Genomic DNA, 12,897 nt, shown 5'->3' on the forward strand with positions numbered 1-12,897 from the left:
TACCTCTTGAGTTAACTGCTCAGGTTTTCCAGCATGTTTTGCGCTCGCTGCTTTTCGTCCTCATAACATGATGCACTGCCAGCCCACTCGATAGCTGTTTCGTAAGACATTTTGGCTTTTTCTTTGTCACCCATAGCCAAATGGCAGTCAGCGATGTAGATCATAGGTCTGGGATCATCCGAATCAAGTACAGTGGCAAAGGTGAAAATTTCAATAGCGTTGTCGTATTCCTTCATCATCTGCTGACAAGCTCCCAACCCCATAAAATATTTACGGTTGAAGTGATCGTAGAAGCAAAGAAACTGAAACACTTTTTGAGCCTCTTCGTATTTGCCACCTTGGTAGAGGTTATAGGCGACGCTGTAGATCGCTTCCATAGCGTCATCACTCATATTCTTGAGATCTTTGAAGGTTCCCCCTTTGCCAAAGAACTCAATCAGCATATCTTCAAGGTCGTCACCCTCATTGATCTTTGCTTCTTCATTCACACCCTGATCCTCCATGATTCAGCGCAAGTTCTGTATGATCGTGCTGAGTGATTGATAATATTTGTTTACAAAGTTGGACAGCATTTCAAATGACTGGTTGTACTTATTTATAGTCTGTTGCAGTTTGGTGGTTTCCAACTGAGATTGACTGGTCAAGGCCTCGATTTTTGACTTGAGTCCTTCAATATTAACGTCCCAGTCAGCGGAGTTGTGGTTATCACCCGCCTGATACTCAGCTCCCAGGCTGTCCCAAAAATCCTTGAATTCCTGATCAAAGGACGAATTGCCCGATGTCCCGGCCTCTGCCTTTTTTCCTTTAGCTCTGGCCAACCAATCGTTTGCCACTTCCAATTGGGCATTCTTATCTTGAATAGACTGAATCTGATCCCTGAGCTGTACCTCTATAATTTCCGCCCTAGCAGTCAACACTGACATCACCAGCGCATCCAGGCTGGGCTTGGAGAAATCTACTGGCTCTCCATTTAAGTAGGAATTAACGGAAGCAGCCCCCGGACCAACATAATTATCACCCTGCCAGTTACTGGGGTCACTGACTTGATTCATGAGCGACACCGGTGTCTGCACATAAACCAACTGCTTGGCAGCATCGGTAAGCTGACCTGAATACTGAAGAGAGTTAAGCGTTGATTTATCTACCGTATAAAAGTGGGTAGGCGTGAGTGAATCCCCCTGATCATCAGGGTCGGCAAGAGAAAGCAAAGCCTCTATCTGTCCATCACTAAAACCCGATGCCCTCAGAGAATCCTTCTTGGCATCAGTGAGATGAACTGCCCCTTGTGTGCCACTGAGCGTCACTCCTCCCAGATTATCTACCGATGGTGAGGATTCAGTCATAACTTGGCTCCCTGCCGTTCTGTGCTGATCACATTACAATAAATCTAGGTCATTTATGCGGTATCAATGAATTACATCTCTTATCTCATGGTCTTATATGTGAAAAAGTCATTAAAAAAGTAAATTCAGAGCTATTTGAAATGATCTTTCTCTTTGAGTTTACCAATAACGTTAGAAAACCTGTCATCTGCATGCTCTTTAAGTTCCTCTAAGAACTGAGCTCCCGAAATCCTTTTGTCTTTAGGCCTTTCCAACACTTCTCTCGCCGCCTTTAGGAAATCATTTTTGTCATCGTCACCCAGTTGATCCGATCTCCCTAAAGTACTCAGTTCATAAGAAAGCACTCTAAAGTGAACCAGGTTTCTTGAGATAGACAGATCAGATGTACCAGAAACTCCAGATTCACTGGCAGCGGGCTTTGGCGCTTTAGACAGCTTTGGTATCTTAGAAAGCTTTGGAACTTCAGGAGGTGGACCAGGAGGCTCGGGAACCCTACTAGAAGTAGAAGTAGAAGTAGAAGCTGAAGCAGATCCACCTAATGTCACGGAGGCCTTTTGTTCCTTCAACAATCGCTCTGATTTTTCAGTTTCAAGTAACCTTAAAACACTTGTTAATATTTCTTTGGCCTCTGCTGTCTCGGCACTGGTTATAGCTCCCTTGGTCATAGCTAGAAACTTATCCAACGCTGCATCACTCATTCTCGGCAACATGCCTTTCAGTTTCGCCAGAAACTCCGCGAGTGCCTGTTCTCTTTCACTGCCTGACGTGGCATTCATTATGGTTTCTGCCGCACTTAAGATAGCGTTTGTGACGGCCTCAAATTCAGGGTCATTGGGGTCAAAATTCTTATCTTTACTCAATACATCAGCAATAGCCTCAGCAACCACTTCTGAGAGAGGAAGGCCCGCCTGAACTCCAGTAGAAATTTGTCCCAGAATCTCTTCAGGATCCACATTGAGATTGCTCTCTTCAGCAAACCTCTTCAATCTTTTCTTAGCTTCATCTTCGTCCAAAGAACCATCTTCCAGAAGAGGAATAGGACCATCACCTTCTGTAAGAGCTTCCAGCACAGGTTTACGAATAGCCATGAACTTGCCGTCATCGATACTACTATCTGCAGGTTTATTCTCAGGATCGTCAGGCTTGGGTTTAGGGTCATCAGGCTTTGGTTTTGGCAGGTTCTCAGGCACATCATCCAAAGCAAACATCATTTTGGAAAGACCCATACTTAACATCATTATTCCACAGGCATAGATACACAGCCCTGCGGGAGGAAAACCAATCGCTGCAGCTGCACCTATCCCTATCAAAATACCACCAACTGCTGTGACCGTTATTTCTTTCTTATGTTTATCGAGAAAGCCGAGTTTGGGCTGCAACTGATTCTTAAATTCTTCTTTTCTTTTTTGCACATCTGGGGCATCAGATGAACTGACTGAAACTCTCGGTTTGTCAGAAGGTAAAGTGCCTCTGGGTGGAATGAGCTCATCATCAGGATCAGGTACAGAACCGGGCCCATGTCCGGCGGGAGGTGTTTTCCCTGGTGGAATGAGTTCATCTTCCGGATCAGGAACAGCTCCAGACCCTTGGCCACCAGAAGGGTGAGGCGTTCTTGAGGACTTCTTGGAGGCTTCCAGAGAACTCAAAAGCTGGGAAGCTTCATCACTACCCAGAGAATCATCCAGCTCAGATTCTACCGGCTCCGGTAAATCTTCTTGCTCATGGCCAACACGTGAAGGGGTACGAGAATGAATACTTTCAGGCGTGGGGCCTGCGTCTGGCGCCCCACGCCTACCCACCAGACTCTGACCTGGTGTACCTGTTACACTCCTGTGCCCTAACTGGCCTGACTCACCGATTTCGTGCTTAGGATGCACTACATCAACAGGTGCTGTTGATTGGGTATCAACTCCCGCCGTTCTCCCTGGCATAAACCTTCTTCCGAAAATGCAGCGTATATTTCAGTAAAGCTTAGATGAACTATCACGTCAGCACGTAGATTTAATAGTCAAAGATAATAAGTAACCCCTTAATATTTCGCCAATTTTTTGGCAACTCAAACCGACAGAGGTAGTTGGAATTGCTGGAAGCACTTTACATACTTGCCATTACTGTAGAAGCGATGTCTGGGACCATTGCAGCAGAAAAAAACAGGTTGATCCGTTTGGAGTCCTCATAATTGCCACAGTCACCGCATTCGGAGGTGGAACACTTCGAGACCTGACACTAAGGAATAGTCCGTAAATAACTTCCTTATTTGACCACCCCCCGTTCGGGCTGAGCCTGTCGAAGCCCAGAGCCACCACCCTTCGACAAGCTCAGGGTGAACGGAGTTCATGTTTTAATCGGGAAGTTATTTCAAGACAAATCCTAAACAACCACCCTCTGGTGTGGATCGCTCACCCTAATCATCTTGTCTCGTGGTCGCTGTTATCATCATAAGACTCAGGATTCGTTACTTATCAGAAGCTTTTCTGGTACTTGATGCGATTGGTTTAGTGACATTCAGTATTATTGGCGCGCAGAAAACACTTGAATTGGGACACAATTACCTGATTGCCAGTATTATGGCAGTTTTCACAGGAACCTTTGGTGGAGTGCTGAGAGATATTCTCGGTAATCAGGTGCCTCTAGGAGGCTGACCGAGAATAGCGTTCGAGCATAAAATTCAGTAGAACGAGTCAGATTTTTCACTGAATTTGTGCGAATAGTTGACCTATTTAAGCAAATTCAGTGGAAAAGATGGCCGTTCTTTCTGGATTTTAGGCCGGGCTGTCTATTCTCGGTCAGCCTCCTAGTATTCAGAAAAGAACTTTATGCCAGCATTTCATTTATAGCTGCATGGATTTTCTTTATTTTATGTATGACACCCTTATCCATGACGGCCTGTATCCTTATTACTCTGATTACTGGCTTTACCGCCCGCATGCTCGCTATCACCATGAATATAGAGTTACCTATACTCAATTTCGATCAAAAGCCTCCAAAAAAGTAACGTTTCAAAGACGACGCCTGATCTTTTCTGAAAAGTCTCAGGCGTGTTTCCGAATCCCTTATACAGCTTTATGAGTGGTCGGAGTTTCATAAAACTCTAAGACTGCGGACATTACATCTTTAGGACTGAGCATCCCTACCAGAGCACTATCTTCAATAACAGGAACCCTAAAGGCATGGGCTTTCATAAAGTGCTCATAAGCGGTAATGATATCGTCATAAGGCGATACCGTCAGGACATCTCTGGTCATACTCTCACCCACAATACTGCCTTCCTGGGAGAAATACCCTCCCATCAACGTTCCCTGAAGACAGTCGGTTTCTGAAAGGATACCTACCAGACCACCATTCTCATCCACCACTGGCACGGCTGTTATATCGTTCTCGAGTAGTATTCGGATGGCCTCAACCACTTCCATAGTTGGAGGAATGGTGATCACCTGAGGTGTCATACAGTCTCTGACTTTAATTGATCTCATAAAACCTCCCCGGTTATTCCGAGCAGTCAGGAGCATTACTTACACTTACAAGTATTCGACTCTTTTTCGGACAAAGTCCAGTCCCCAAGGAAACTTCCTGCACAAAGTCTTGCCTAGAACGGAGACAAGCTCCTCAGAGCCCTTTATAATGGCTGCCTTTCTACCCTCTTACCTCTGTAATCGAAATAAGGCAAAGGTATATACATGAGCTATGCGAATATTCCGGCGGGTAAAAATCTGCCTGAAGATATCTATGTTGCTATTGAAATCCCGGCTAACGCTTCTCCTATCAAGTACGAAATCGACAAAGATATCGATGCATTGATGGTAGACCGTTTTATGGCTACCCCCATGTTCTACCCTGCCAACTATGGTTACATCCCCCAGACTCTGGCGGACGACGGTGACCCTCTGGATGTTCTGGTAGTAACTCCTTACCCTGTTGTTCCAGGTTCTGTTATTCGTTGTCGTGCAGTAGGCATGCTAAACATGTCTGATGAAAGTGGTCAGGATGAGAAGCTGATTGCAGTTCCTCACGAAAAGCTGTCTGCACTGTACAACGATATTCAGGAATACTCTGACTTGCCAGAGCTGCTGCTGAAACAAATCGAACACTTCTTCGAGAACTATAAAGACCTGGAACCTGGGAAATGGGTCAAAATCGAAGGCTGGGAGAATAAAGAAGCAGCTTTTGAAGTCATCAAGAAGTCTGTAGCCAATTACAAAGGCTAAAGGAAATAATGCATTAAGCTATTTTTGAGAATGGTGCATTACACCTTAAAATAGTGCTGGAGATGTCATCTTCAGCACTAATTAGTACCCCCAAAACTTTCCAAGGGCTTGCATCCCAGCTGATTCACTCCACAATAAAAGAACCAGAAACAAGAACAGTCGGTTTTCCATGGTTCAGCTATTCAGATGCAAACAAACACCTTACTTGTCGACCTTCTTCCTCATTCTTTTTATTTGGGCTTTTTCCAGCAGCGCAATGGCCAACCTGGATCAACTACTGAATAGCCGTTCATCAGAAACCCAGTCGTTTATACCTGTAGAAGAAGCATTTCAGCTGGAAGCAGAAATTGAAGACGAAACATTGCTGTTGCATTTTCTGGTAACACCTGAGCATTACCTTTACAAAGATCGTTTCAACTTTACTAGTAATGGAAGTTCAACCCGGCTAGGTCAGCCTGCCTTTCCCAAAGGGAAAGAAAAATATGACGTCAATTTTGAAGAAACCATGGAGGTTTTTTCTAAAAACGTCACGATTAGAGTACCCGTCCAGAGTTCTGAGACAGAACCTCAATTCCAGATCAGATTTCAGGGCTGCGCTAATGCAGGCCTCTGCTACCCACCCCATACGCTCAACATTTCTGTTAAAAATCCTCACATTGTCAGTGCAGAAACGATTAAATCAGCTGAGACCACTTCAGATAGCAGTACAAGCCTGACCATCTCTGAAACCGTTGGACAGGACTCAAGCAAAGCGTTTTCCGTGACGCTTCTGCTGTTTTTACTGGCAGGCCTGGGTTTGACTTTCACTCCTTGCGTGCTCCCAATGATTCCTATTCTTTCCAGCCTGCTGGTTGGTGCGGCATCACAGGGAGCCAGTCGAAAGAGAACGCTCTCACTTTCGATCGCTTATGTATTGAGCATGTCAGTCACCTTTGCTCTGGCTGGTACCTTAATGGGCCTGTTCGGAGCCAGCCTTAATCTGCAGGCAAAACTTCAGTCCCCATGGCTATTGATCCCCTTTTCCATACTCTTCGTACTACTGGCTCTCAGTATGTTCGGACTGTATGAACTGCAACTGCCAGAAAAACTCAGAGATCGCCTCAACAAACAACACCAAAAGCCAGGAAGCCTTTACGGTGCTGCAGTTATGGGGGTTCTTTCTGCACTGGTAGTCTCTCCTTGTGTCTCGGCACCGCTGGCAGGAGCTCTGATTTATATCAGTACAACTGGAGACGCACTGATGGGTGGGCTCTCCCTGCTGGCTCTTGGCATGGGAATGGGGCTTCCACTGATTTTGATTGGTCTCGGTGGTAAAAGCCTCTTACCTAAAGCCGGCAGCTGGATGGAGAATATCAAATCGCTATTTGGCTTCCTCTTGCTAGGTGTTGCTATCTGGATGTTGGAACGGGTTATTCCCGCCCCGATGACTCTATTCTTGTGGGGGTCTCTAGCTATTGGAGGTGCAATTTGCCTTGGTGCTTTAGACTTCAGCAAAAAAAACGGAAGCGCTTTATTTCTCCAGGCTCTCGGGGTTATTCTCTTGATCTACGGCTCTCTTTTGATCATTGGAGCAGCCCAAGGTCAGAAAAACCCACTTCAACCTCTGTCAATGGCCAACCAGCCTATTGATAGGCTCTCAACAGGTTATTCTTTTCAAAAAGTTACAACGATTGAAGCTCTCTCCAGACAACTGGAAATAGCCACAAAGAATGGCAAAGTAGCAATGATTGATGTGTATGCTGACTGGTGTATTTCATGCAAAGTCATGGAAAGAGAAGTCTTTCCCAATGCTTTCTCCAGCGTCAACATAAATAACTGGCACTTGATCAAGTTCGATATCACCGCCAATACCCCTGAACAGCTTGATTGGTTAAACAGTTATCAGTTGTTTGGCCCTCCCTCTTTGCTCTTCTTCGATATCAATGGCCAGGAGCGCAATGAACTTCGCTCTCTGGGGGAAATCACTTCCTCAGAGCTCCAGAAAAAGCTGAACCTGACCCTTTCACCATAAGCATGAATCCAGCATGATCATTGTAAGCTTATCTAGCTCTGAAATGCTTGGTAACTGGCGTTAACGTTCAGTAACACGCACGAACTAGACCCTTTCATTTCATTGCGGCACAATGCATGCCATTATGAGAGGATACTGATGGCAACAATACTTGTTCTGAATGGCCCAAACCTGAATCTACTGGGAACCAGAGAGCCAGGCGTGTATGGCGCCACCACACTGGAACAGATCAACCAGATTCTGACCCAACAGGCTCAAACAGCTGGCCACCAGCTCAGCTGCTTTCAAAGTAACGCTGAGCATGAGCTCATAGAACGGATTCACAAAGCTTCTGAGGACGGTGTTGATTTCATCATCATCAACCCTGCGGCTTTTACTCATACCAGTATTGCTATCAGAGATGCCCTGCTGGGTGTTGCCATCCCCTTTGTTGAAGTTCACTTGTCCAATGTCCACCAACGGGAAGCTTTCCGACATCACTCCTATTTCAGTGATGTCGCTGAAGGTGTTATCGCAGGTCTTGGACCCAAAGGCTACGAGTTCGGTCTGGCCTACGCCCTGGACCAACTCAATCAGAAGCCTTGATGACCTCCCCTTCGGACTCATCAATCAAACGCGCTTCTGCATAACCGGTTTGCTTTAAGGCTAAAACAGCCATGAGCGCAGAAAATCATTTTTACTCTTCGGGAATAAAATGATTTTTACGGTAAAAACAATCAAGGCGGCATGATGTAGTGCGCCAATGAACACATCCTATTAACCACAGGGCAGGTTCACCCTGTCCAACAGCATTTGAGATTGACCATGGACATCAGAAAAGTAAAAAAGCTCATTGAGCTGCTGGAAGAGTCTGGTATAGACGAGCTGGAAATTCACGAAGGTGAAGAGTCTGTTCGCATCAGCCGTTATTCCCAGAATGCTCCAGTGGCCGCCATTGCCGCCCCACAGGTAATACCTGCTGCAGCACCTGCACCTGTTGCTGCAGCATCTGAAGCTCCTGCAGCGGCTGAAGCCAAACCTGAATTGTCCGGTCATCAGGTCAGATCTCCAATGGTCGGTACTTTCTACACAGCCCCTTCACCCAGCTCGCCGCTCTTTGCCGAACAGGGACAGCATGTCAAGGAAGGAGATGTTCTCTGCATTGTCGAAGCCATGAAAATGATGAATCAGATCAAGGCCGACAAATCAGGCACCATCGAAGCTATTCTGGTTGAAAACGGGCAGCCCGTTGAATACGACCAGCCCCTGTTCACCATTGTCTGAGACAGATGCCATGCTGGATAAAATCGTAATCGCCAACCGGGGTGAAATAGCCCTGAGGGTATTGCGGGCCTGTAAAGAACTCGGCATCAAGACCGTTGCCGTGCATTCCAAGGCAGACGAGAGCCTGATGCACGTGCGTCTGGCTGACGAGTCCGTCTGCATTGGTCCTAACAGTCCTGTTGAAAGCTACCTGAATATTCCTGCCATTATCAGCGCTGCAGAAGTGACTGATGCGAATGCCATTCACCCTGGCTACGGCTTTCTCTCTGAAAATGCCGACTTTGCCGAACAGGTAGAACGCAGCGGATTTACTTTTATTGGCCCCAAACCTGACGTTATTCGTCTTATGGGTGACAAGGTATCCGCTATTGCCGCCATGAAAGAAGCCGGAGTTCCAACGGTCCCGGGCTCTGACGGCCCAATCACAGACGATGATGAACGCACACTGGAAATAGCCCGCCGCATTGGCTACCCAGTCATCATTAAAGCTTCGGGTGGCGGCGGCGGTCGTGGTATGCGAGTCGTTCATCGAGAATCGGCTCTGCTGAACTCAATAAGCCTGACCCAATCTGAAGCCAAAGCAGCCTTCAATAACGATATTGTTTATCTGGAAAAATTCCTGGAAAACCCTCGCCACGTTGAATTTCAGGTACTATCCGATAGCCACGGCAACGCTATTCATCTGGGTGACCGAGACTGTTCGTTACAGCGTCGCCACCAAAAAGTGATTGAAGAAGCACCTGCACCCGGCATTGATGAAGACGCCAGAGCCACAGTTGCAGCGGCCTGCACAAAGGCCTGTACAGAAATTGGATACACCGGGGCTGGCACCTTTGAGTTCCTGTACGAAGATGGCCAATTCTATTTCATTGAAATGAACACTCGTGTTCAAGTTGAACACCCAGTAACGGAAATGATTTCCGGAGTGGACATTGTCAAGGAGCAGATTCGCATTGCCAGTGGTTTACCACTCAGCATTACCCAGGATGAAGTTGAACTTCAGGGGCATGCATTTGAGTGCAGAATCAACGCCGAAGATCCCAAAACCTTTATGCCGTCTCCAGGCCTGGTTAACCAGTTCCATGCTCCAGGCGGCAACGGTGTCCGTGTCGATTCCCACTTGTACAGCGGCTATAGCATTCCTCCTTACTATGACTCATTGATTGCCAAGATCATCACTTACGGCCCTGATCGTGAGACTGCCCTGACAAGAATGAGAAATGCTCTGGATGAAGCGGTTGTGGATGGTATCCGCACCAATATTCCACTGCATCAGGATCTGGTGAAAGACAAAAATTTCCAGGAAGGAGGCGTCAGCATCCATTACCTGGAAAAGAAACTGGAAGACGCCTGATACCTCCCCCAGCTCTCTGAAAGCAGCTTTTCAGAGAGCTTCTCCCTCCTTCTTTCGCAATCCCCTTTGTCCCATTCCTCCAATCAGCTAGAATGAGTCCGACTTGGTGGATTGGACTTTAGGCCGAGCCGTCTATTCTCGGCCAGACTCCTGACTTCGCCTCCCACTCCCTATCTGTAAGCCCATACTCATGCCCTGGATACAAATCAAATTAGATACCTCTTCAGATCATGCTGAAGAGTTGGAAGACTTGCTTCTGGAAGCCGGAGCCAGTGCTGTAACTCTTCAGGATGGTAAAGACCAACCCCTGTTTGAGCCTGAACCAGGCAGCACTCCGTTATGGCACCACACCATGGTCATCGGCCTCTTTGATGCCCATACAGAAATGCACTCTGTAATAGAGCACTTGCAGTCCCAATACCAGCAAACCCCATTTCCGAGCCACAAGATTGAAATCGTTGAAGACAAAGACTGGGAAAGAGAATGGATGACCCATTTCGTTCCCATGCAGTTTGGAACAAAGCTCTGGGTCTGCCCAAGCTGGAAAGAGATTCCAGAACCTGACGCTATCAACCTGATGCTAGACCCTGGACTGGCCTTTGGAACAGGCACCCACCCAACAACAGCGTTATGTCTCGAATGGTTGGAAAAACAGGATAGTTTCGAAAACCAGACCGTTATCGACTATGGTTGCGGATCTGGGATTCTGGCTATAGCCGCACTATTATTGGGCGCTAAAACAGTGACCGGGGTTGATCTTGATCCTCAGGCACTGGAAGCCACGGTAGATAATGCCGAGAGAAACAAGATTGCTCCTGAAAAATTGAAAGTATATCTACCTGATCAGGCACCAGAAGATAAAGCTAACGTCGTCATTGCCAACATTCTCGCTGGCCCTTTGGTAGAACTAGCCCCCAAACTAGCAGGCCACCTCAACAATGGCGGAAAAATAGCACTTTCTGGCATCCTTTCAGAACAGAAAGAGAGCATCGTGAGTACCTATTCTGAATGGTTTGACCTGGAGCCAGTAGTACACAACGAAGACTGGATACTGGTCACCGGCACACGAAAAGACTAAGGATTTGTCCCAAAATAACTTCCCGATTTTCACCCGGACTCCGTTCGCCCTGAGCCTGTCGAAGGGTTATGGCATTGGGCTTCGACCAGCTCAGCCCGAACGGATTTTGAGCAGATTTGAATAAGGAAGTTATTTCAGGACTATTCCTAAGAGCCGTAATCAGGGAGTATTATTGATTCTATTGAGTCATTTTTTGATACAAAGCTCATTTCAGACTACTGATCAGGACATTTTACCTTTTGAGCAGTAGACATCCTTTGCAGCTCTTTGATCTAATGATCATCATTCAATTAAGACAGTAACGTATACAGGCTTCATGACAAGCTCTCGAATTACTCGCTGCCCAAAATGCCAGACCTCTTTTAAAGTCACTCAGGCACAATTACGAGCTGCCAGCGGCTCTGTAAGATGTGGCTCCTGTCTCGAGGTTTTTGACGCTCGCTCCCAGATGAACAGTGACCCTGCCCCAGAAAAGAAATTACAAACCCAGGCCACAGAAAAACAGACGAGCAAAGCCACCAAAACACCGGAGCAAAGCCCCTCCCAGGACAACAAGCCTGAAATCAATACAACAAAAACAACTGAACCCTCAGGGAAAGAAGAGCACCAATTTCACTCATTTCTGGAAACTCTAGATAAAGAACACGTTGAAGTAGATGAAGAACAGAGAAGAAGCTCACTGAAACTGCTGGGCTGGACAGCTCTCATACTCCTCGCCTCGCTAACGCTCGTGGGGCAATATGCCTGGTTCAATAAAGATCAGCTTTCACTCGACCCTCGCTTGAGGCCTGCCTATACACTCAGCTGTCAATACTTGAATTGCTCCCTGCCAGCCCTGGTTGATGCCAAAGCCATAAAAAGCCTGCAGCTGCATATTCGCAGCCACCCTGAACAGGATACAGGGCTGGTCGTGGACTCTGTGATCATTAATGAGGCCACATTTCCCCAACCCTGGCCACAACTCGAATTGACCTTTACAGACATCAATGGCCAGCCTGTGGCCAGCAGACGCTTTCGACCCAGAGAATACCTGGGGGGCGCTCTGGCAGGATCAAGAGAAATGCCCAGCGGACAACCCATCAGACTGAGCATAGAAATCGTTGACCCCGGCAACGGAGCAACGAACTACCAGCTTCGCTTTTTACCTATCAAGCAATCCTGAAAAAAGGCAAAAAGCCTAAAACCCCTATTTCTGTAGTGTTTTACAGATAGGGGTATCTCGAACCCGCACTTACAAAAACGCAATAGGTACTTGCTACAAGCCTGTAAGTACTTGATCCAGATCAAAAAACACTCAGATCACTCAAATTAGTACTTGAGGTTTTTCCCACACAAGTCACTATATAAGGGTCTTGGTAAGGTTATATTATCCAACAGGACACTGGTATGTGGTGATAACTGCTCCTGAACGTAAGTGCTATTCCAGTCAGAGCCCACAATAGAACCCCCTTTCGTCTAAAAATTGTACAGAGTATTATATCTGGCTACGTCTGCCTGATCTCCCACAAGGAGAAGCTGAAAGTCGTATCAATGTTTAAAAATACCGCAAGATCAACCACTTGCTTTTTTCACAATTCTTGGCAGCGATTTAAATAGTCCCAGACTTTTTATCCGCTCCAGGCAGTTCTAATGCTGGATTGAGG

General features: G+C 46.7%; 13 protein-coding genes. 9 read left to right on the plus strand and 4 right to left on the minus strand.

Annotation, left to right across the window (positions count from 1 at the left end; all coding sequences use genetic code 11):
* Positions 1–11 precede the first annotated feature (11 nt).
* The 3 genes from GZ78_RS02105 to GZ78_RS02115 all read right to left on the minus strand — a co-directional run bounded on the left by GZ78_RS02105 (position 12) and on the right by GZ78_RS02115 (position 2,755).
* Positions 12–488 carry a SycD/LcrH family type III secretion system chaperone gene (locus GZ78_RS02105; RefSeq protein ID WP_236631464.1) on the minus strand — a complete coding sequence of 159 codons (477 nt, stop codon included), beginning with the start codon at positions 486–488 and terminating at the stop codon, positions 12–14.
* Positions 489–506: 18 nt separating this feature from the next.
* Positions 507–1,343 carry a hypothetical protein gene (locus GZ78_RS02110; RefSeq protein ID WP_034832395.1) on the minus strand — a complete coding sequence of 279 codons (837 nt, stop codon included), beginning with the start codon at positions 1,341–1,343 and terminating at the stop codon, positions 507–509.
* Positions 1,344–1,474: 131 nt separating this feature from the next.
* A complete protein-coding gene (locus GZ78_RS02115; RefSeq protein ID WP_152558496.1) occupies positions 1,475–2,755 on the minus strand; it encodes a hypothetical protein in 1,281 nt (426 codons plus the stop codon).
* 766 nt (positions 2,756–3,521) lie between these two features.
* On the opposite strand from GZ78_RS02115, the gene GZ78_RS30865 reads away from it, so the two are divergent.
* Positions 3,522–3,587, plus strand: coding sequence for a TRIC cation channel family protein (locus GZ78_RS30865; RefSeq protein WP_407919759.1), 66 nt, complete (start codon positions 3,522–3,524; stop codon positions 3,585–3,587).
* A 176-nt stretch (positions 3,588–3,763) separates the two neighbouring features.
* The gene (locus GZ78_RS02120) at positions 3,764–3,985 is read left to right on the plus strand and encodes a trimeric intracellular cation channel family protein (RefSeq protein ID WP_051785740.1); all 222 of its coding nucleotides are present in this window, start codon (positions 3,764–3,766) and stop codon (positions 3,983–3,985) included.
* Between the two features lie 411 nt (positions 3,986–4,396).
* On the opposite strand, the gene GZ78_RS02130 is transcribed toward GZ78_RS02120, so the two are convergent.
* Positions 4,397–4,816 carry a CBS domain-containing protein gene (locus GZ78_RS02130; protein ID WP_034834016.1) on the minus strand — a complete coding sequence of 140 codons (420 nt, stop codon included), beginning with the start codon at positions 4,814–4,816 and terminating at the stop codon, positions 4,397–4,399.
* Positions 4,817–5,020: 204 nt separating this feature from the next.
* Between GZ78_RS02130 and ppa the strand changes: the two genes are divergently transcribed.
* From ppa to GZ78_RS02165, 7 genes are all read left to right on the plus strand, one after another.
* On the plus strand, positions 5,021–5,548 hold the full coding sequence (ppa, locus tag GZ78_RS02135) for an inorganic diphosphatase (RefSeq protein WP_034832402.1): 528 nt from the start codon (positions 5,021–5,023) through the stop codon (positions 5,546–5,548).
* A 169-nt stretch (positions 5,549–5,717) separates the two neighbouring features.
* Positions 5,718–7,559 (plus strand): protein-disulfide reductase DsbD, encoded by a 1,842-nt coding sequence (gene dsbD / locus GZ78_RS02140; RefSeq protein ID WP_034832405.1) that lies wholly within the window; start codon positions 5,718–5,720, stop codon positions 7,557–7,559.
* 138 nt (positions 7,560–7,697) lie between these two features.
* Entirely contained in the window at positions 7,698–8,144 is a 447-nt protein-coding gene (gene aroQ, locus GZ78_RS02145; protein ID WP_034832408.1) for a type II 3-dehydroquinate dehydratase, read from the plus strand.
* 219 nt (positions 8,145–8,363) lie between these two features.
* Positions 8,364–8,822 (plus strand): acetyl-CoA carboxylase biotin carboxyl carrier protein, encoded by a 459-nt coding sequence (gene accB, locus GZ78_RS02150; protein WP_034832411.1) that lies wholly within the window; start codon positions 8,364–8,366, stop codon positions 8,820–8,822.
* 10 nt (positions 8,823–8,832) lie between these two features.
* On the plus strand, positions 8,833–10,176 hold the full coding sequence (gene accC / locus GZ78_RS02155; protein WP_034834018.1) for an acetyl-CoA carboxylase biotin carboxylase subunit: 1,344 nt from the start codon (positions 8,833–8,835) through the stop codon (positions 10,174–10,176).
* Between the two features lie 190 nt (positions 10,177–10,366).
* Positions 10,367–11,254 carry a 50S ribosomal protein L11 methyltransferase gene (gene prmA / locus GZ78_RS02160; RefSeq protein ID WP_034832412.1) on the plus strand — a complete coding sequence of 296 codons (888 nt, stop codon included), beginning with the start codon at positions 10,367–10,369 and terminating at the stop codon, positions 11,252–11,254.
* Between the two features lie 316 nt (positions 11,255–11,570).
* A complete protein-coding gene (locus tag GZ78_RS02165; RefSeq protein WP_034832415.1) occupies positions 11,571–12,416 on the plus strand; it encodes a DUF3426 domain-containing protein in 846 nt (281 codons plus the stop codon).
* Positions 12,417–12,897: the final 481 nt, after the last annotated feature.

It is taken from the genome of Endozoicomonas numazuensis (assembly GCF_000722635.1).
Lineage (GTDB): Bacteria > Pseudomonadota > Gammaproteobacteria > Pseudomonadales > Endozoicomonadaceae > Endozoicomonas_A > Endozoicomonas_A numazuensis.

Bases quoted from the DNA above. Each gene is read 5' to 3' on its own strand.
- GZ78_RS02110 (WP_034832395.1), bottom strand. From the start codon at position 1,343: ATGACTGAATCCTCACCATCGGTAGATAATCTGGGAGGAGTGACGCTC.
- GZ78_RS02130 (WP_034834016.1), bottom strand. From the start codon at position 4,816: ATGAGATCAATTAAAGTCAGAGACTGTATGACACCTCAGGTGATCACC.
- ppa (WP_034832402.1), top strand. From the start codon at position 5,021: ATGAGCTATGCGAATATTCCGGCGGGTAAAAATCTGCCTGAAGATATC.
- dsbD (WP_034832405.1), top strand. From the start codon at position 5,718: ATGGTTCAGCTATTCAGATGCAAACAAACACCTTACTTGTCGACCTTC.
- aroQ (WP_034832408.1), top strand. From the start codon at position 7,698: ATGGCAACAATACTTGTTCTGAATGGCCCAAACCTGAATCTACTGGGA.
- accB (WP_034832411.1), top strand. From the start codon at position 8,364: ATGGACATCAGAAAAGTAAAAAAGCTCATTGAGCTGCTGGAAGAGTCT.
- accC (WP_034834018.1), top strand. From the start codon at position 8,833: ATGCTGGATAAAATCGTAATCGCCAACCGGGGTGAAATAGCCCTGAGG.
- prmA (WP_034832412.1), top strand. From the start codon at position 10,367: ATGCCCTGGATACAAATCAAATTAGATACCTCTTCAGATCATGCTGAA.
- GZ78_RS02165 (WP_034832415.1), top strand. From the start codon at position 11,571: ATGACAAGCTCTCGAATTACTCGCTGCCCAAAATGCCAGACCTCTTTT.